General features: G+C 62.3%; 18 protein-coding genes. 5 read left to right on the top strand and 13 right to left on the bottom strand.

Going from position 1 to position 18,204, the window contains the following annotated elements:
• Positions 1-54: 54 nt before the first annotated feature.
• The 3 genes from QNH97_RS26355 to QNH97_RS26345 all read left to right on the top strand — a co-directional run bounded on the left by QNH97_RS26355 (position 55) and on the right by QNH97_RS26345 (position 2,681).
• Positions 55-945, top strand: coding sequence for an esterase/lipase family protein (locus QNH97_RS26355; protein WP_283554559.1), 891 nt, complete (start codon positions 55-57; stop codon positions 943-945).
• 208 nt (positions 946-1,153) lie between these two features.
• Complete coding sequence (locus QNH97_RS26350; RefSeq protein WP_283554558.1) at positions 1,154-1,435, top strand: PsiF family protein; 282 nt, start codon at positions 1,154-1,156, stop codon at positions 1,433-1,435.
• Between the two features lie 232 nt (positions 1,436-1,667).
• The gene (locus QNH97_RS26345; protein ID WP_283554557.1) at positions 1,668-2,681 is read left to right on the top strand and encodes an AI-2E family transporter; all 1,014 of its coding nucleotides are present in this window, start codon (positions 1,668-1,670) and stop codon (positions 2,679-2,681) included.
• Between the two features lie 133 nt (positions 2,682-2,814).
• Here the strand turns inward: QNH97_RS26345 and QNH97_RS26340 are convergent, their stop codons facing one another.
• Complete coding sequence (locus tag QNH97_RS26340) at positions 2,815-4,089, bottom strand: Hsp70 family protein (protein ID WP_283554556.1); 1,275 nt, start codon at positions 4,087-4,089, stop codon at positions 2,815-2,817.
• 306 nt (positions 4,090-4,395) lie between these two features.
• On the opposite strand from QNH97_RS26340, the gene QNH97_RS26335 reads away from it, so the two are divergent.
• On the top strand, positions 4,396-5,337 hold the full coding sequence (locus QNH97_RS26335; protein ID WP_283554555.1) for a DnaJ C-terminal domain-containing protein: 942 nt from the start codon (positions 4,396-4,398) through the stop codon (positions 5,335-5,337).
• Positions 5,338-5,547: 210 nt separating this feature from the next.
• Positions 5,548-5,847, top strand: coding sequence for a chaperone modulator CbpM (locus tag QNH97_RS26330; protein ID WP_283554554.1), 300 nt, complete (start codon positions 5,548-5,550; stop codon positions 5,845-5,847).
• A 176-nt stretch (positions 5,848-6,023) separates the two neighbouring features.
• Here the strand turns inward: QNH97_RS26330 and ureC are convergent, their stop codons facing one another.
• From ureC to QNH97_RS26270, 12 genes are all read right to left on the bottom strand, one after another.
• Positions 6,024-7,724: an urease subunit alpha gene (gene ureC / locus QNH97_RS26325; RefSeq protein ID WP_063325175.1), complete on the bottom strand. Its 1,701-nt coding sequence runs from the start codon at positions 7,722-7,724 to the stop codon at positions 6,024-6,026.
• A gap of 142 nt (positions 7,725-7,866) precedes the next feature.
• The gene (locus QNH97_RS26320; protein ID WP_283554553.1) at positions 7,867-8,175 is read right to left on the bottom strand and encodes an urease subunit beta; all 309 of its coding nucleotides are present in this window, start codon (positions 8,173-8,175) and stop codon (positions 7,867-7,869) included.
• Positions 8,172-8,705, bottom strand: coding sequence for a GNAT family N-acetyltransferase (locus QNH97_RS26315; RefSeq protein WP_283554552.1), 534 nt, complete (start codon positions 8,703-8,705; stop codon positions 8,172-8,174). Before QNH97_RS26315 ends, QNH97_RS26320 begins: the two co-directional genes overlap by 4 nt.
• A 5-nt stretch (positions 8,706-8,710) precedes the next feature.
• Entirely contained in the window at positions 8,711-9,244 is a 534-nt protein-coding gene (locus tag QNH97_RS26310) for a GNAT family N-acetyltransferase (protein ID WP_283554551.1), read from the bottom strand.
• Between the two features lie 9 nt (positions 9,245-9,253).
• Positions 9,254-9,556, bottom strand: coding sequence for an urease subunit gamma (gene ureA / locus QNH97_RS26305; protein WP_283554550.1), 303 nt, complete (start codon positions 9,554-9,556; stop codon positions 9,254-9,256).
• 150 nt (positions 9,557-9,706) lie between these two features.
• Positions 9,707-10,558: an urease accessory protein UreD gene (locus QNH97_RS26300; RefSeq protein WP_283554549.1), complete on the bottom strand. Its 852-nt coding sequence runs from the start codon at positions 10,556-10,558 to the stop codon at positions 9,707-9,709.
• A 30-nt stretch (positions 10,559-10,588) separates the two neighbouring features.
• A complete protein-coding gene (gene urtE / locus QNH97_RS26295) occupies positions 10,589-11,287 on the bottom strand; it encodes an urea ABC transporter ATP-binding subunit UrtE (protein ID WP_283554548.1) in 699 nt (232 codons plus the stop codon).
• A 131-nt stretch (positions 11,288-11,418) separates the two neighbouring features.
• Positions 11,419-12,279, bottom strand: coding sequence for an urea ABC transporter ATP-binding protein UrtD (urtD, locus tag QNH97_RS26290; RefSeq protein ID WP_283554547.1), 861 nt, complete (start codon positions 12,277-12,279; stop codon positions 11,419-11,421).
• Positions 12,279-13,355, bottom strand: coding sequence for an urea ABC transporter permease subunit UrtC (urtC, locus tag QNH97_RS26285; RefSeq protein ID WP_283554546.1), 1,077 nt, complete (start codon positions 13,353-13,355; stop codon positions 12,279-12,281). Before urtC ends, urtD begins: the two co-directional genes overlap by 1 nt.
• Positions 13,355-14,857, bottom strand: coding sequence for an urea ABC transporter permease subunit UrtB (gene urtB, locus QNH97_RS26280; RefSeq protein WP_283554545.1), 1,503 nt, complete (start codon positions 14,855-14,857; stop codon positions 13,355-13,357). The genes urtC and urtB overlap by 1 nt, the downstream gene beginning before the upstream one ends.
• 158 nt (positions 14,858-15,015) lie before the next feature.
• Positions 15,016-16,281 carry an urea ABC transporter substrate-binding protein gene (gene urtA, locus QNH97_RS26275; RefSeq protein WP_283554544.1) on the bottom strand — a complete coding sequence of 422 codons (1,266 nt, stop codon included), beginning with the start codon at positions 16,279-16,281 and terminating at the stop codon, positions 15,016-15,018.
• A 381-nt stretch (positions 16,282-16,662) separates the two neighbouring features.
• Complete coding sequence (locus QNH97_RS26270) at positions 16,663-18,042, bottom strand: PepSY-associated TM helix domain-containing protein (protein WP_283554543.1); 1,380 nt, start codon at positions 18,040-18,042, stop codon at positions 16,663-16,665.
• Between the last annotated feature and the right edge of the window lie 162 nt (positions 18,043-18,204).

The raw sequence follows: 18,204 nt of genomic DNA, 5'->3' as shown, positions 1-18,204 counted from the left end.
GACTGGTCATCATCGGTACCGATGCTGGGCCCTCTCGATCACAAGGATGTCGCTATGTCGCAACGCTGCGCCACTCGCTACCCGCTGGTATTGGTCCCGGGCATGCTCGGGTTTATTCGCCTGGTGTTGTATCCCTACTGGTATGGGATCGTTTCGGCGTTGCGTCGGGGTGGGGCCATGGTGGTGGCGGTGAAGGTTTCGCCGCTGCATTCATCCGAGGTGCGCGGCGAGCAGTTGCTGGCGCGGATCGAGGAGATCCTGCGGCAAACCGGTGCGCAGAAGGTCAATCTGATCGGCCACAGCCAGGGAAGCCTTACCGCTCGCTACGCAGCCGCCAAACGCCCTGACCTGGTGGCATCGGTCACATCGGTGGCCGGCACCAACCACGGCTCCGAACTGGCTGACTACCTGCAAACCCACTATCCGGCCGACAGCGCCAGGGGCCGCTTGCTCACGGCCTTGTTGCGACTGATCAATGCCTTGATGAGCCTGTTGGAAACCGGCTATCGCGGGCCGAAGCTGCCGGTGGATATCCAGGCTTCCCATGCCTCGCTCACCACGCAGGGCGTGGCCTTGTTCAACCAGCATTATCCACAGGGATTGCCTGAAACCTGGGGTGGACAGGGGCCGGAAGAGGTTGACGGCGTTCGTTACTATTCCTGGTCCGGGACCTTGCAGCCGGGCAAGACCGATAAAGGGGGCAACCTGTTTGATGGAACTAACCGCAGCTGCCGCCTGTTCGCCCGCACCTTCGTGCGCGAGGCGGGGCAATGCGACGGCATGGTCGGGCGCTACAGCTCGCACCTGGGTACGGTGATTGGTGATGACTATCCGCTGGATCACTTCGACATCGTCAACCAGTCGCTGGGGCTGGTGGGTAAGGGCGCCGAGCCTGTGCGGTTGTTCGTTGAGCATGCCGAGCGGTTGAAGGCTGCCGGTGTTTAGATCGCCACCGCGTTATCGTTCTTCGCGAGCAGGCTCGCTCCCACCTTCGACCGAGTGCCGTCAGAAGCAATGCGGGCAACTGTGGGAGCGAGCCTGCTCGCGAAAGCGGTAGCTCAGGCACAGAAGATCAATCGGGTGAAGGTGTAACAGGCTTTGTCTACACTCCATCTCATCGCCGTACCCTCGTGCGGCAACCAGGAGAAACATCATGAAGATGCTGCGTGTGCCTTTGTTGATGATCGGTTTGCTGCTGTGTTCCCAGGGCTTCGCCGCCACGGCGCAACAGACCAAGATGACCACCTGCAACGCCGACGCCACGGCCAAGGCGCTCAAGGGTGACGAGCGCAAAGCCTTCATGAGCACCTGCCTCAAGGCTGCCCCGACTACGCCGCAGGAACGCATGAAAACCTGCAACGCCGACGCCACCACCCAGGCGCTGAAGGGCGATGCCCGCAAGGCGTTCATGAGTGAGTGCCTGAAAAAGAAGTAATAGCCGGGATTTTCCTGAGCCAGTGAGGGCCCCATCGCGAGCAAGCTCGCGCCCACATTGGATTCGCATTGCTTGATCTGTTGTGGGAGCGAGCTTGCTCGCGATAAGACCCTCACAATCGCTGCAAAAAATAACTGAACCCCGATCAAGGTCGGTCGATACAATCTCTAGTGCTGCTAGTGGAAGGCTGGCAGACTGCCAATCCTTTCACGCCGTTTCGTTTTGAGGCTGTATGCCAACGTTTTCTCAGCGTCATGTATTGTTGGTGATCAGTTGGGTGATCATTTTTGGTGGGTTGTTGCTGGTGTTGCCGCTGCGCCTGTTGCCGAGCCTGCTGGCCGGGTTGTTGGTGTTCGAACTGGTCAACATGCTCACCCCGCAGTTGCAACGGCTGATCGAAGGCCGGCGCGCCCGCTGGCTGGCGGTGGCGTTGTTGGGCACGCTGGTGGTCAGCGTGCTGTCGTTGATCTTCGCCGGCGCCTTCAGCTTCCTGCTGCATGAAGCGGAAAACCCCGGCGCTTCCCTGGACAAGTTCATGGGGGTGGTCGACCGCGCCCGTGGGCAATTGCCGCCGTTCATCGACGCCTATCTGCCCGCCAGCGCCGCCGAGTTCCGGGTGGCCATTGGTGACTGGGTCAGCAAGCACCTGAGTGATTTGCAACTGGTGGGCAAGGACGCGGCCCATATGTTCGTGACGCTGCTGATCGGCATGGTGCTGGGAGCAATCGTCGCCCTGCAGCGCATCCCCGACCTGACCAAGCGCAAACCCTTGGCGGCTGCGCTGTTCGATCGCCTGAACCTGCTGGTCAAGGCGTTCCGCAACATCGTCTTTGCCCAGATCAAGATTTCCCTGCTCAACACCTTCTTCACCGGGATCTTCCTGGCGGTGGTGTTGCCGCTGTTCGGCATCCATCTACCGTTGACCAAGACCCTGATCGTGATGACGTTCTTGCTGGGACTGCTGCCGGTCATCGGCAACCTGATGTCCAATACCCTGATCACCATCGTTGCCTTGTCACTGTCGATCTGGGTAGCGGTGGCGGCGCTGGGTTACCTGATCGTGATCCACAAACTCGAATACTTCCTCAACGCCCGCATCGTTGGCGGGCAGATCAGCGCCAAGTCTTGGGAGTTGCTCATGGCGATGCTAGTGTTCGAGGCGGCATTCGGCCTGCCGGGGGTGGTGGCGGGGCCGATTTACTATGCCTATCTGAAGAGTGAGTTGAAGCAGGTGGGGATGGTTTGATCGGGGGTATGTGGCGTCTGGTCTGGCGCCATCGCGAGCAAGCTCGCTCCCACAGTTGACCGCATTCTTTCTGAAGAAACTCGGTTAACTGTGGGAGCGAGCTTGCTCGCGATTCAGGCGCCTCGGTCCTGGATCAGACCTGAGTGCCATAACGCTTCATCGCCTCAATCGCCAAACCGCTGCCAATGCTGCCAAAGATATTGCCTTCCACATGGCGCGCCTGGGGCAGCATCGCCGAGACGCTGTTGCGCAGCGCCGGGATGCCGCTGGAGCCGCCGGTAAAGAACACCGTGTCCACCTGATCGACGCGTACGTTGGCATCGCCCAGCAGTTGCGTGACGCTGGCGCGTACGCGTTCCAGCAAGCCGCCGATGGCCGATTCAAACAGCGCCCGGCTCAGGTCCACGCTCAGGCCCGGCTCGATCCGGTCCAGCGGCACGTGGCGGTGGTCGGTGTGGGTCAGCTGGATCTTGGTGTCTTCCACTTCCATCGCCAGCCAGTGCCCGGCGCGCTGTTCGATCAGATGGAACAACCGGTCGATCCCGCCAGTGTCCTCGATGTCGTAACGCATGCTGCCCAGGGCCAAGGTGGATTTCTGCGAGTACACCGCGTTGATGGTGTGCCAGGTCGCCAGGTTCATGTGGTGGCTGGTGGGCATGTAGGCGCCGCTCTTCATGCGGCTGCCGTAGCCGAACAGCGGCATCACGCCCTGCAAGCTCAGTTGTTTGTCGAAATCGGTACCGCCGATGTGCACGCCGCCGGTGGCGAGGATGTCGGCGTGACGGTTGTCGTGGGTGCGACGCTCGGGCGACAGGCGTACCAGGGAGAAGTCCGACGTACCACCGCCGATGTCGACGATCAGCACCAACTCTTCTTTCTCGATGGTCGATTCATAATCGAACGCCGCGGCGATAGGCTCGTACTGGAATGAAACTTCCTTGAAGCCGATGGCGCGGGCGACGTCCACCAGGGTGTTTTCCGCTTCCTGGTCGGCCATTTCATCGTCATCGACGAAAAACACCGGACGACCCAGCACCACCTCTTCGAACTCCCGACCGGCGGTGGCTTCGGCGCGCTTCTTCAGCTGGCCGATGAACAGTGCCAGCAAATCCTTGAAGGGCATGGCCGTGCCCAACACGCTGGTGTCGTGCTTGATCAGCTTGGAGCCCAGCAGGCTCTTGAGCGAGCGCATCAGCCGGCCTTCGTAGCCTTCCAGGTATTCGTGCAGGGCCAGGCGGCCATAGACCGGGCGGCGCTCCTCGAAATTGAAGAAAACCACCGAGGGCAGGGTGATCTTGTCATCCTCCAGCGCGATCAGCGTTTCCATGCCGGGGCGCAGCCAGCCGACAGTGGAGTTGGACGTGCCGAAGTCGATGCCGCAGGCACGGGCCGGGGATGCGTTTTTCATGTCTTTCGGGTTCCAGTTGAAAAAACGGCCGCGCAGTGTATGTCAGTGCGGCCCGGATTCGAAGGCCGGTTATCTGCTAATTCGCAAACGCTGGGCCATTGGGCCTTGAAAGACGCCCTTGCACCCCCAAACTTGCTGGCATGAGCCTGGTAGCCACAGGGCGGATACAAGAACCGCCACCGGCTGCCGATAAACTTCTGCTGCACCGCCCGGTCACAAACCTTGAGATCGGTCAAACTCCAGGACTTGTATCACGAGCATGCTGCGGGTGGCGGTGCGATATCGATAACGGATGGTGATCCTTCAATGGACTTCAAAGACTATTACAAGATTCTGGGGGTGGAGCCGACGGCCGACGACGCCACGATCAAGGCCGCCTATCGCAAACTGGCGCGCAAATACCACCCGGACGTCAGTAAGGAAAAGGATGCCGAGACCAAGTTCAAGGACGTCTCCGAAGCCTATGAAGCGCTGAAAAGCGCCGACAAACGCGCCGAATACGACGACCTGCGTCGCTATGGCCAGCACGGCCAGCCGTTCCAGGGCCCGCCGGGTTGGCAAAGCCGTGGCGGTTTTGGCGGCGGTCAGGATACGGGCGATTTTTCGGACTTTTTCAGTTCTATTTTCGGTAATCGCGGACCGGGTTTCGGTGGCGGACAGTCAGGTCGCAGCGCCGGCCGTCGAGGGCAAGACGTGGAAATGGAATTACCGATCTTCCTGGAAGAAACCCTGTCGAGCGAGTCGAAGAAAGTCAGCTTCCAGGTGCCGCAGTACAACGCGGCCGGCCAGCATGTGAGCAACACCAGCAAAAGCCTGAACGTGAAGATTCCGCTGGGTGTGACCGATGGTGAACGCATCCGCCTCAAGGGCCAGGGTGCGCCCGGTATCGGTGGTGGTGCCAATGGTGATTTGTACCTGACGATTCGCTTCGCGCCGCACCCCAAGTTCGACGTCGAAGGCCAGGACCTGATCATCACCTTGCCCCTCGCCCCATGGGAATTGGCGCTGGGCACCGAAGTGGCGGTACCGACCCTGACCGGCAAGATCAATCTCAAGATCCCGGCCGGCAGCCAGAACGGCCAGCGCATGCGCGCCAAGGGCCACGGCCTGCGCAACAAGGCCGGCGAGCGCGGTTACCTGTTCGTGCAGCTCAAGGCGGTGATGCCCAAGGCCAGCGATGAGGCGGTCAAGGCGTTGTGGGCAGAACTGGCGAAGAAAGCCGCGTTCGACCCGCGGGAGAATTTCTGACCTGTGGTTAATGACCCGCTGGACACAAGACCCGTGGCGAGGGAGCTTGCTCCCGCTGGGCTGCGAAGCAGCCCCAAAACCATCGGGCACGGTGAGCCAGGAAAAAACAGTTGGCAGTCTTTTACGACTGCTTCGCAGCCGAACGGGAGCAAGCTCCCTCGCCACAGTCACGGCTAGACTCGACAGTTAAAGCATTGGGAGAAGCAGACCATGAACAACCCGATCATTGAACTGACCTTGACGGAGTTCTGCGAGGCTGCCGCGTTGCAGGATGTCCATGTGATCGAGATCGTCGCCCATGGCATCCTCGAACCCCACGGCACGGCCCCGGGAGATTGGCGTTTCACCGATTACGAACTGGTCCTGGCCCGCCGTGCGGTCAAGCTGCGCCGCGAACTGGAGCTGGAATGGGAAGGCGTCGCCCTGGCGCTGGACCTGCTGGAGGAAGTGCAGCAGCTGCGTACTGAAAACCGCATGCTCAAGCAGCGGTTGGGGCGGTTGGTGGAGTGATGCGAGGCAACGGCCGATACCCTACGTGAGCAGACACACCACCCGTGGCGAGGGAGCTTGCTCCCGCTCGGTTGCGCAGCAACCGCCAAAAAGCGAGGGCTGCTACGCAGCCCAGCGGGAGCAAGCTCCCTCGCCACAGGGTTAAGTGTTTGGCCAGGTATGCTTTTTGATTCACCTCAAAACAGAAAATACCGCTGCGCCATCGGCAGCACCTCAGCCGGCTCACACCACAGCAACACCCCATCGGCCTTGACCTGGTAAGTCTGGGGATCAACATCGATGCTCGGCAGGTAGTCGTTGTGAATCAAGTCGGTCTTCTGCACATCGCGGCAACCTTTGACCACGGCGATTCTCTTCTTCAAACCCAATTGCTCCGGTAGCCCCGCCTCGGCGGCGGCCTGGCTGATGAAGGTCAGGCTGGTGGCGTGGCGCGAGCCGCCAAAGCTTGCGAACATCGGTCGGTAGTGCACCGGCTGCGGCGTTGGGATCGAGGCGTTGGCGTCGCCCATCAGGCTGGCGGCGATGGCGCCGCCCTTGAGGATCAGCGTCGGCTTGACGCCGAAGAACGCCGGTCGCCATAGCACCAGGTCAGCCCACTTGCCCACTTCGATGGAGCCCACTTCATGGCTGATACCGTGGGTGATCGCCGGGTTGATGGTGTACTTGGCGATGTAGCGCTTGATGCGGAAGTTGTCGTTTCCTTCTCCGTCGCCGGGCAGGGCGCCACGTTGCTTCTTCATTTTGTCGGCGGTCTGCCAGGTACGGGTGATGACTTCGCCGACGCGGCCCATGGCCTGGCTGTCGGAGCTGATCATCGAGAACGCGCCGAGGTCGTGGAGAATGTCTTCGGCGGCAATGGTCTCGCGACGGATGCGGCTCTCGGCGAACGCCACGTCTTCGGCGATGCTCGGGTCCAGGTGATGGCAGACCATCAACATGTCCAGGTGTTCGTCGATGGTGTTGCGGGTGAACGGCCGGGTCGGGTTGGTCGAGCTGGGCAGCACATTGGGGAAGCCGCAGGCCTTGATGATGTCCGGCGCATGACCGCCGCCCGCGCCTTCGGTGTGGTAGGTGTGGATGGTGCGGCCCTTGAACGCGGCCAGGGTGGTTTCGACGAAACCGGACTCGTTGAGGGTGTCGGTGTGAATCGCCACCTGCACGTCGTACTGGTCGGCCACGCTCAGGCAATTGTCGATGGCCGCCGGCGTGGTGCCCCAGTCTTCGTGGAGTTTCAGGCCGATGGCCCCGGCCTTGACCTGTTCGATCAGCGGCTCCGGCAGGCTGGCGTTGCCCTTGCCGGTGAAACCGATGTTCATCGGGAACGCGTCGGCGGCCTGGAGCATGCGCGCCAGGTGCCACGGCCCAGAAGTGCAGGTGGTGGCGTTGGTCCCGGTGGCCGGGCCTGTGCCGCCGCCGATCATGGTGGTCACGCCGCTCATCAGCGCTTCTTCGATCTGTTGTGGGCAGATGAAGTGGATGTGGGTATCGATACCCCCGGCGGTGAGGATCATGCCTTCGCCGGCGATCACTTCGGTGCTGGCGCCGATGGCGATGGTTACGTCGGGCTGGATGTCCGGGTTGCCGGCCTTGCCGATGGCCGCGATGCGCCCGTCCTTGAGGCCGACATCGGCCTTGACGATGCCCCAGTGGTCGATGATCAGCGCGTTGGTGATCAGCGTGTCCACGACCTCGGCGGCCAACAGCTGGCTCTGGCCCATGCCGTCACGAATCACCTTGCCGCCGCCGAACTTCACTTCTTCGCCGTAGGTGGTGAAGTCCTTTTCCACTTCGATCCACAACTCGGTGTCGGCCAGGCGGACCTTGTCACCGACGGTGGGGCCGAACATGTCGGCGTAGGCTTGTCTCGAAATTTTCATGCGTATGCCTTGGAATTCAACATTCGAAATGTGCGATCACTGTGGCGAGGGAGCTTGCTCCCGCTGGGCTGCGCAGCAGACCCCAAAAAACAGGGCCGCTACGCGCCCCAGCGGGAGCAAGCTCCCTCGCCACAAGAGCGTGTCAATCCAGCTCGCCCATCACCCGTCCGGCAAACCCGAACACCCGACGATGCCCCGCCAGATCCACCAGCTCGACTTCCCGGCTCTGGCCCGGCTCGAAGCGCACGGCGGTGCCGGCCGGGATGTTCAGGCGCATGCCACGGCTGGCGGCACGGTCGAAGGCCAGGGCGTCGTTGGTTTCGAAAAAGTGATAGTGCGAGCCGACTTGGATCGGCCGGTCACCGCTGTTGGCGACCTTCAGCGTAAGGGTGCGGCGGCCGACGTTGAGCTCGATGTCGCCGGGCTGGACCTGGTATTGGCCTGGAATCATTGCGGTTGCCCCAAAGTCTTGTAGTAAATGGTGGTCGGGGTATAGGTCCCGTCCGGGCTCTGGCAGTAGTCGGGCAGTTCACCCACGCGGGTATAGCCCATGGCGCGGTAGAACGCCTCGGCCTCGGAGCCGGCCTGGGTGTCGAGATAGAGCAGGCCACGCTTGTGCTGGCGGGCGCCGAGTTCCAGGGCACTCATCAATTGCTGGCCCAGGCCACGGCGCCGAGCTTCGCCGCGCACCAGCAGTTTCTGCACTTCGGCACGGTTGAGACCGTTGGGTTTCTGGCACAGGGCAAGCTGGACGCTGGCCTGCACTTGCTCATCCTTGACCACCACCCACAGCAGTAGATGGCCCTGGTCAAGGCTGGCCTGGACCTCGTCGAAATAAGCGCGGGCCTGGACGGCATCGAGGTCGGCCATGAACCCCACACTGGCGCCATAGCCGACGGCGTCGAGCAACAGATCGATCAGGCCCTGGCGATAATGCGCAAAGCTTTCAGCGGGGACTCGACGCAACTGGGCGGGGTTCATAGACATCACTCCTTGTCAAAGGCAGGCGGTTGCGCCCCGGGATCGAGGACCAGCTGCATGAAAGTCAGGTCCAGCCAGCGGCCGAACTTGGTACCCACCTGGGGCATCTGCCCGGTGGTGGTGAAACCGGCTCGCTCGTGCAAGCGAATCGAGGCGACGTTGCCGCTTTCAATGGCGGCGACCATGATGTGTTTACCGCAGGCCCTGGCGCGCTCGATCAGTGCCGTCATCAGCAGAGGGCCGAGGCCATGGCCGCGCTGATCTTTGCGCACGTACACCGAATGCTCCACGGTGTGCCGGAAACCGTCGAAAGGCCGCCAGTCGCCGAATGAAGCGTAGCCGAGCACGTTCTCCTCGGCGTCGACCACCACCTGCACCGGGTAGCCTTGGGATTGCCGGGCGCTGAACCACGCCTGGCGATTGCCCAAGTCCACGGGCTGTTCGTTCCAGATCGCGGTGGTGTTCAGTACCGCGTCATTGTAGATATCGCGGATCGCGGGCAGGTCGGCAGGCTGGGCGTCACGAACGAGATAGGTCATGGCGCGGCCTCAGGCGATCGGCTGGTGGACGGTGACCAGTTTGGTGCCGTCGGGAAAGGTCGCCTCGACCTGGATCTCCGGGATCATTTCCGGGATGCCTTCCATCACCTGTTCACGGGTCAGCAGCGTGGTGCCGTAGTGCATCAGCTCGGCCACGGTCTGGCCGTCACGGGCGCCTTCGAGCAGAGCCGCGGAAATATAGGCCATGGCTTCCGGGTAGTTGAGCTTCAAGCCACGAGCCAACCGTCGTTCGGCGACGAGGCCGGCGGTGAAGATCAGCATCTTGTCTTTTTCGCGTGGGGTCAGGTCCATGTGCAATCCATAAGGGCAGATAAATAGTTTTCGCTGTAAACACATCCCCTGTGGGAGCGAGCTTGCTCGCGATAGCGGCAGGACATTCAAAGTAGATGTCGACTGACACTCCGCCATCGCGAGCAAGCTCGCTCCCACAGGAAAGCCAATTCAGGTGCTCCAGATTCTGGGTGGTACGGCCTCTCTTCCAAGCAATGCAGGCCTAAGCAAACGCCACAATTCAATCAACCACCCCCGCGCCAGCAACGCCTCGCTCGCCAGGCACCGCGCCACGACCAGGCCGGGCAATTGAGTCAGGTCGCCGCGTACGGCATGGCCGAGGGAGCGGCATTGCTCCAGCAGCGCACTATCGACTTCACCGGTCACCAACAACGTGGCGAACACCGGATCACCGCCCAACCCGATGGGCGAGTCGAGCAATCCATCACCGCCCACAATGCGCTGGCGTTCATGCCACAGCAACTGGCCGTCGCGGCGGATGTCCAGCCGCGACTGGAAATGCCCCAGGTCGAAGCGCTCGCCGCTGGCCGGTCGGCCGAGGGCAACCATGTCCCAGTAGAACAAACGCCCGTCGCCCTGCAGGTCAATGGAGGTGCCGAGCTCGGCCTGGGCCGCGCTGAAGACGATGGTTTCCTGGGGCAGCCATTCCAGGGTCGCACCGGTGGCCACGCTCAGGCTCAGTTGTTGGTACGCCGGGGCGGCGGCGCGGTACCACTTGGCGGCGCCGGGGCTGGTCAGTTGTGCCCAGGCACCAGGCCCGACGTGGGCCGAGATGTCCAGCCGATCGCCGCCGGCAATCCCGCCGGGCGGGTGGACGATGATGTGCTGGCACACCTGCGGGCCTTCGGCGTACAGGTGCTTTTGTACCCGCAGCGGGCCTTTATGGCGGCGCTGTACCGGGCGTGTGCAGTCGCCAAACCGGGCGTAGCCCAGTTCCAGCTCGGCATGCCAGCTGGGGGTGAACAGGGCCGAAGGCGTCAACAGCGAGACAGGTAGGTTCATGATTTCTAATTATCGTCAGGACGCTACAGACTAGATCGTAACCAGCCCGCGCACACCCTCGGCTTCCATATTTTCCCCGCGGCCCTGCTGCACGATCTCGCCCCGGGACATCACCAGGTATTGATCGGCCAGCTCGGCGGCGAAGTCGTAGAACTGCTCCACCAGCAGAATCGCCATGTCGCCCCGTGCCGCCAGTTTCTTGATGACCACCCCGATCTCCTTGATCACCGATGGCTGGATGCCTTCGGTGGGTTCATCGAGAATCAGCAGGCGCGGACGGCTGGCCAGGGCCCGGCCAATGGCAAGCTGCTGTTGCTGGCCGCCGGACAAGTCACCGCCTCGGCGCTGTTTCATTTGCAGCAGCACCGGGAACAATTCGTAGATGAATGCCGGCACCTCCTTGGCCTCGGCACCGGGAAAACGCGACAGGCCCATCAGCAGGTTTTCTTCCACCGTCAGCCGCCCGAAAATCTCCCGGCCCTGAGGCACGTAGGCAATGCCGGCATGCACCCGTTGGTGCGGCTTGAAGGTGGTGATGGCCTTGCCTTCCCAACTCACCGCACCTTCCTTGGCCGGCAACAGGCCCATCAGGCATTTGAGCAGGGTGGTCTTGCCCACGCCGTTGCGACCCAGCAGGCAGGTCACTTCGCCGACTTTGGCATCGAAGGACAGCCCCCGCAGGATGTGGCTACCGCCGTAGTACTGGTGCAGCTTGTCGACTTGCAGCATATTCCAGAATCTCCTCAAGTCCCTGTGGGAGCGAGCTTGCTCGCGATAGCGGTGGGTCAGCTTGCTTAGGTGTTGAATGTGTCGCCGCCATCGCGAGCAAGCTCGCTCCCACAGGGAACAGCATTGCCGCTCTAGCGACCGAGATACACCTCGATCACCCGCTCATTGTCCTGCACCTGTTCCAACGACCCTTCGGCCAGCACACTGCCCTGGTGCAACACGGTGACGTGGTCGGCAATCGCGCCGACGAAGCCCATGTCGTGCTCCACCACCATCAGCGAATGCTTGCCCGCCAGGGACTTGAACAGCTCGGCGGTGAACTCGGTTTCGGCGTCGGTCATGCCTGCCACCGGCTCGTCGAGCAACAGCAGTTGCGGGTCTTGCACCAGTAGCATGCCGATCTCCAGGAACTGCTTCTGGCCGTGGGACAGCAAGCCGGCCGCGCGATTGACCGAGGGGGTGAGGCGGATGGTTTCCAGCACTTCGCTGATACGGTCGTGCTGTTCGCCGCTCAGTTTCGCCCGCAGACTGGCCCACACCGACTTGTCGGTTTTCAGCGCCAGCTCCAGGTTCTCGAACACGCTCAGGGCTTCGAACACTGTGGGTTTCTGGAACTTGCGCCCGATGCCGGCCTGGGCAATCTGCACTTCACTCATGCTGGTCAGGTCCAGGGTCTCGCCGAACCAGGCCTTGCCGTGGCTGGGACGGGTCTTGCCGGTGATCACGTCCATCAGCGTGGTCTTGCCCGCGCCGTTGGGGCCGATGATGCAGCGCAATTCGCCAACGCCGATGTACAGGTTCAGATCGTTCAGGGCCTTGAAACCGTCGAAACTGACGCTGATGTCTTCGAGGGTCAGGATGGTGCCGTGACGGGTGTTCAGGCCCACGCCCGCGGCTTGACCGAGGCCGATGGCGTCGCGACTGCTGCCTTGGTCTTTGTTGGGCTCAAGAATGGGTTCGAGCATGAAATCGGCCGTTGGTGTGATTCTCATCATTCGCCCCTTTTCTTCAGCAACCCGATCACGCCCTTGGGCAAGTACAGGGTCACCACGATGAACAGCGCACCGAGGAAGAACAGCCAGTACTCAGGAAAGGCCACGGTGAACCAGCTCTTCATGCCATTGACCACACCGGCGCCCAGCAGCGGCCCGATCAGCGTGCCACGCCCGCCAAGGGCGACCCACACGGCGGCTTCGATGGAGTTGGTCGGTGACATTTCGCTGGGGTTGATGATGCCCACCTGCGGTACATACAACGCCCCGGCCAGGCCGCACAGCACCGCGCTCAATACCCAGACGAACAGCTTGAAGCCTCGGGGATCGTAGCCGCAGAACATCAGGCGGTTTTCCGCGTCCCGCAGGGCCGTCAGCACCCGACCGAATTTGCTGCGGGCCAGGCGCCAGCCAATGAACAGGCTCGCCACCAGCAACAGCACGGTGGCCAGGAACAGCACCGCTCGGGTGCCCGGCTCGGTGATGCCAAAGCCCAGGATCGAGCGGAAATTGGTGAAGCCGTTGTTGCCACCAAACCCGGTTTCGTTGCGGAAGAACAACAGCATTCCGGCGAACGTCAGGGCCTGGGTCATGATCGAGAAATACACGCCCTTGATTCGCGAGCGGAAGGCGAAGAAGCCGAACACCAGCGCCAGCAACCCCGGCGCCAGCACCACCAGGCACATCGCCCAGACAAAGCTGCTGGTACCGGCCCAATACCAAGGCAATTCGGTCCAGGACAAAAAGGTCATGAACGCCGGCAAGCCATCCCCAGCGGCCTGGCGCATCAGGTACATGCCCATGGCGTAGCCGCCAAGGGCGAAGAACAGGCCGTGGCCCAGGGAGAGCAACCCGGCGTAGCCCCAGACCAGGTCCAGGGCCAGGGCGACGATGGCGTAGCAGAGGATCTTGCCCACCAGCGTCAGGGTGTACGCCGAGACGTGCAACGGATTGTCCGCCGCCAACAGCGATAACAGTGGCAGGCTCAGCAGCACGACCAGGATTACCGCGCCGACGGCGAGGGTGACTTTGGGGCCGGCCTTTTGCGTGGCCGTGAGCATCAGGGGCTGGTTCATCAGTCGATTACCCGTCCTTTGAGCGCGAAGAGGCCTTGCGGACGCTTCTGGATGAACAGAATGATCAACGCCAGGATCAGGATCTTGCCGAGCACGGCGCCGATCTGCGGTTCGAGAATCTTGTTGGCGATGCCCAGGCCGAACGCGGCGAACACGCTACCGGCCAACTGGCCCACGCCGCCAAGTACTACCACCAGGAACGAGTCGATGATGTAGCTCTGGCCCAGGTCCGGGCCGACGTTGCCGATCTGGCTCAGGGCCACGCCGCCGAGCCCGGCGATGCCCGAGCCGAGGCCGAAGGCGAGCATGTCCACGCGGCCGGTGGGCACGCCGCAGCAGGCGGCCATGTTGCGGTTCTGGGTCACGGCGCGCACGTTCAGGCCCAGGCGGGTCTTGTTCAGCAGCAGCCAGGTCAGCACCACCACGAACAGCGCAAAGGCGATGATCACGATGCGGTTGTACGGCAGCACCAGGTTTGGCAACACCTGGATCCCACCCGACAGCCAGGCCGGGTTGGCGACTTCAACGTTCTGTGCGCCGAACACCAGGCGCACCAGTTGGATCAGCATCAGGCTGATGCCCCAGGTGGCGAGCAGGGTTTCCAATGGGCGTCCGTAGAGGTGGCGGATCACCGTGCGCTCCAGGGCCATGCCGATGGCGGCGGTGATGAAAAACGCCACCGGCAGGGCTATCAGCGGGTAGAACTCGATGGCGTTCGGGGCAAAGCGCTGGAACAGCATCTGCACCACATACGTGGAGTAGGCGCCGAGCATCAGCATCTCGCCGTGGGCCATGTTGATCACCCCCAGCAAGCCAAATGTGATGGCCAGGCCGAGGGCGGCGAGCAGCAGGATCGAGCCCAGGGACATGCCGCTGAAGGCCTGGCCCAGCAGCTCGCCCACCAGCAGTTTGCGTTTGACCTGGGCGAGGCTGGTTTCGGCGGCGGTGCGCACGTTGGCATCGGTTTCGACGCCGGGCTCAAGCAGGCCTTCGAGACGGGTGCGGGCCAGCGGATCGCCGGTTTCCCCCAGCAATCGGACGGCGGCCAGGCGCACGGCCGGGTTGGCGTCCACCAGTTGCAGGTTCGCCAGGGCCAGGCTCAGGGCGGCATGCACGTCTTCGTCCTGCTCGCCGGCCAGTTGCCGATCGAGAAAGGTCAGTTGGGCCGGGCGGGCGCTTTTTTGCAGCTGCTGCGCGGCGCCCAGGCGTACGCGGGCATCGACGGCCAGCAGTTGATGGCTGGCGAGGGCGGTTTCGATCAGTCCGCGCAAGCGGTTGTTCAGACGCAGGGTCTTGGGCTGGCCATCGACGGTCAACTGGCCTTGTTGCAAGGCGTTGATCAGTTCGACACGCTCGGGTTCAGGCTGGGCGGCCCAGGTTTCCAGCAGCTTGGCTTGCTGGGTCGGGTTGGCGGCGACGAAGTCTTCGGCGTCACCGGCGTGGGCCTCCAGTGGCAACAGCAGCACCAGGGCGAGGATGAGGCGGTAAAGGGCGGTGGGCATATGCTAGGCCTTGCACAGTGCTTTTTGTGGGAGCGAGCTTGCTCGCGATGGCGGTGTGTCAGTCACTGTTCCTCTGGCTGACCCACCGCTATCGCGAGCAAGCTCGCTCCCACAGGGGTTGTATGTCGGCCCGGGGATCTGGACCAACACCCATGGGCTCAGTTGCTCTTCACCGCATAGTCAGGCTTCTTGTCGTTGCCGGCGATGAAGGGGCTCCACGGCTGGGCGCGGATCGGGCCTTCGGTCTGCCAGACCACGTTGAACTGACCGTCGGCCTGGATCTCGCCGATCATCACCGGCTTGTGCAGGTGGTGGTTGGTCTTGTCCATGGTCAGGGTGTAGCCCGACGGTGCGGCGAAGGTCTGGCCGGCCAGGGCTTCGCGGACCTTGTCGACATCGGTGGACTTGGCTTTTTCCGCCGCTTGCGCCCACATATGGATACCAACGTAGGTGGCTTCCATCGGGTCGTTGGTCACTGCTTTGTCGGCGCCCGGCAGGTTCTTGGCCTTGGCGTAGGCTTTCCAGGAATCGACGAATTTCTTGTTCGCCGGGTTATCCACGGATTCGAAGTAGTTCCACGCCGCCAGGTTGCCCACCAGCGGTTTGGTGTCGATGCCGCGCAGCTCTTCTTCGCCCACCGAGAATGCTACGACCGGCACGTCGGTGGCTTTCAGGCCCTGGTTCGCCAGTTCTTTATAGAACGGTACGTTGGAGTCGCCGTTGACCGTGGAGATGACGGCGGTCTTGCCACCGGCCGAGAATTTTTTGATGTTGGCCACGATGGTCTGGTAATCGCTGTGGCCGAACGGCGTGTAGACCTCTTCGATGTCCTTGTCCGCCACGCCTTTGGAGTGCAGGAACGAGCGCAGGATTTTGTTGGTGGTGCGCGGGTAGACGTAGTCGGTGCCCAGCAGGAAATAGCGCTTGGCACTGCCGCCTTCTTCGCTCATCAGGTATTCCACCGCCGGAATCGCCTGCTGGTTTGGCGCAGCACCGGTGTAGAACACGTTCGGCGACATCTCTTCGCCTTCGTATTGCACCGGGTAGAACAGCAGGCCGTTGAGTTCTTCGAACACCGGCAACACGGATTTACGTGACACCGAGGTCCAGCAGCCGAACACCACCGCGACTTTGTCCTGGGTCAGCAGTTGGCGACCTTTTTCCGCGAACAGCGGCCAGTTCGATGCAGGGTCGACGACCACGGCTTCGAGCTTCTTGCCGTTCACACCACCCTTGGCGTTGATCTCATCGATGGTCATCAGCGCCATGTCCTTGAGGGACGTTTCGGAGATCGCCATGGTGCCGGACAGCGAATGCAGGATGCCGACCTTGATGGTCTCGGCGGCCTGGACGGTCCAGGCCATGCCCATCGCGGCAATGCTTGCCGAGAGTGTAAAAGCCTTGATCAAGCTACGACGCTTCATTGTGCGATCTCCGTGGACTTATGAGTTTTTTTCGAGGGCAGATGCAAACGCTGAAGGCGCTTTTGCAAGGGGTGTGCCCGGTCGGAAAAAGGCCCGGAAACAGGGGGGTGGCGAGGAGGGGAGAAAGGATGGTGCACCATGAGTGATCGCGATTCGGGGGTTGGTGCGATGGGGTGCGCCGCATTGGGGCGCCGATATCACGGTCGCCAACGATCAACTGTGGGAGCGAGCTTGCTCGCGATAGCTGTTTGTCTGCCACACCAATGCTGGATGGGCTGACGCCATCGCGAGCAAGCTCGCTCCCACAGGGGCTGTGGTCACCGTTTGGATGGCGGGCGCGATAATAGAGCGTTCGCGCCGTCTTCCGTTAGTGCACTGTCTTCAGCTTGAAGATGAGGCCACTTCAGGCTCGCGATTGCAGCGGATCAGCAGCCGATCCAACAACCACACCACCACCAGCGACGCCCCCACCAACGGAAACACCACTGCCAGGGCCAGCATGATGAACACTCCGGTCTTCCATGTCGGCAGGTCGTGACGCAGCGGCGGTACACCGAACTTGCCCTGCGGCCGGCGCTTCCACCAAATCACCAGGCCACTCACGGCGCTGAGCAGGATCATCAGGCAGATCAGCAGCACGATGATCTGGTTCAGCGGGCCGAACATCTTGCCTTCGTGCAGCATCACGCCGGTTTCGGTGGCGCGGGCGACGAGGCTGTAATGGGCCCAGCGCACATCGGCCAGGACTTTGCCGGTGTATTGGTCCACGTGCAGGGTCGCGTCGTTGCGCGGGTCATCGGCGAACACGGCGACGGTGAACACACCGGTGGACGTGGTTGGCAGGGTGATGCTGTAGCCGGGTGTGACCTGGCGTTCGGTGGCGATGTCCTGCACCGCTTGCAGGCTGACGGTCGGGGCCGCCGGACCTTCGTGGGCGCCGCCATGGGCCATGTGTTCGGCGTGGTCGCCGGACATCGGCATCGGCGTATTTTCTACGGCCCACGGCACGGTCTGGCGGTGGGCGTTGTTGAGGCTGCGAGCCTCGACGTCGGACTTGGGCACGTCGTTCCACATCGCCGCCGGGAAACGGTTCCAGAGGTCGGCGTATTGCTTGCCCCAAAAGCCGGTCCAGGTCATGCCGCTGAGCAGCATCACCAGCAACAAGGCCGCGCCCCAGAAGCCGACGACCACATGCAGGTCGCGCCAGAACACGCGACCGCGGGCGCTCCAGCGTGGCCACAGCACCCCGGCGGACGATTGTCCGCGAGGCCACCACAGGTACAGCCCCGACACCACCAGCACCACGCCCCAGCCAGCGGCCATTTCCACCAGTCGGTCACCGACGGTGCCGATCAGCAGCTCGCCGTGGATGGCACGGGCCATGGCCTGAAGGTTGTTTTTTGCATCCTGTTCACCGAGAACGTCGCCATGGTACGGGTCGATGAACACATTCAGTTCCCGGCCCTTGTCGATGACCACGAACTGCGCGCTGCGCTCGGCGTTGAGCGGCGGCAGGTATTGTTTGACCTGGCCTTCGGGGTAGGCCTGGCGGACCTGCTTGAGCAAGTCGTCCGCCGCCAGGGTGTGATGCCCGGCGGGCACATTCAGCAGGCTGCCGTACATCAGTGGATCGAGTTGGGGCTTGAACAAATAAATGATGCCGGTCAGGGCCAGCATCACCATGAACGGCGCCACGAACAGCCCGGCATAAAAATGCCAGCGCCAGGCCAGGTTGAAGAAGTTCGGTTTCGGTTGGCTCATCAGAAAGCGCTCCGCAGGGCAAATGTAATCGTTATGTTTTTTTGGCGGTTTCAGCAAAACCATGATTGAACACAGACCCTGTGGCGAGGGAGCTTGCTCCCGCTGGGCTGCGCAGCAGTCCTTCTTTTAATGCGGTCGCTACGCAACCGAGCGGGAGCAGGC

This window comes from Pseudomonas sp. G2-4, from assembly GCF_030064125.1.
GTDB lineage: Bacteria > Pseudomonadota > Gammaproteobacteria > Pseudomonadales > Pseudomonadaceae > Aquipseudomonas.
The sequence above is the reverse complement of the archived record's forward strand: the minus strand, read 5'-3'. Positions and strand labels throughout refer to the sequence as shown.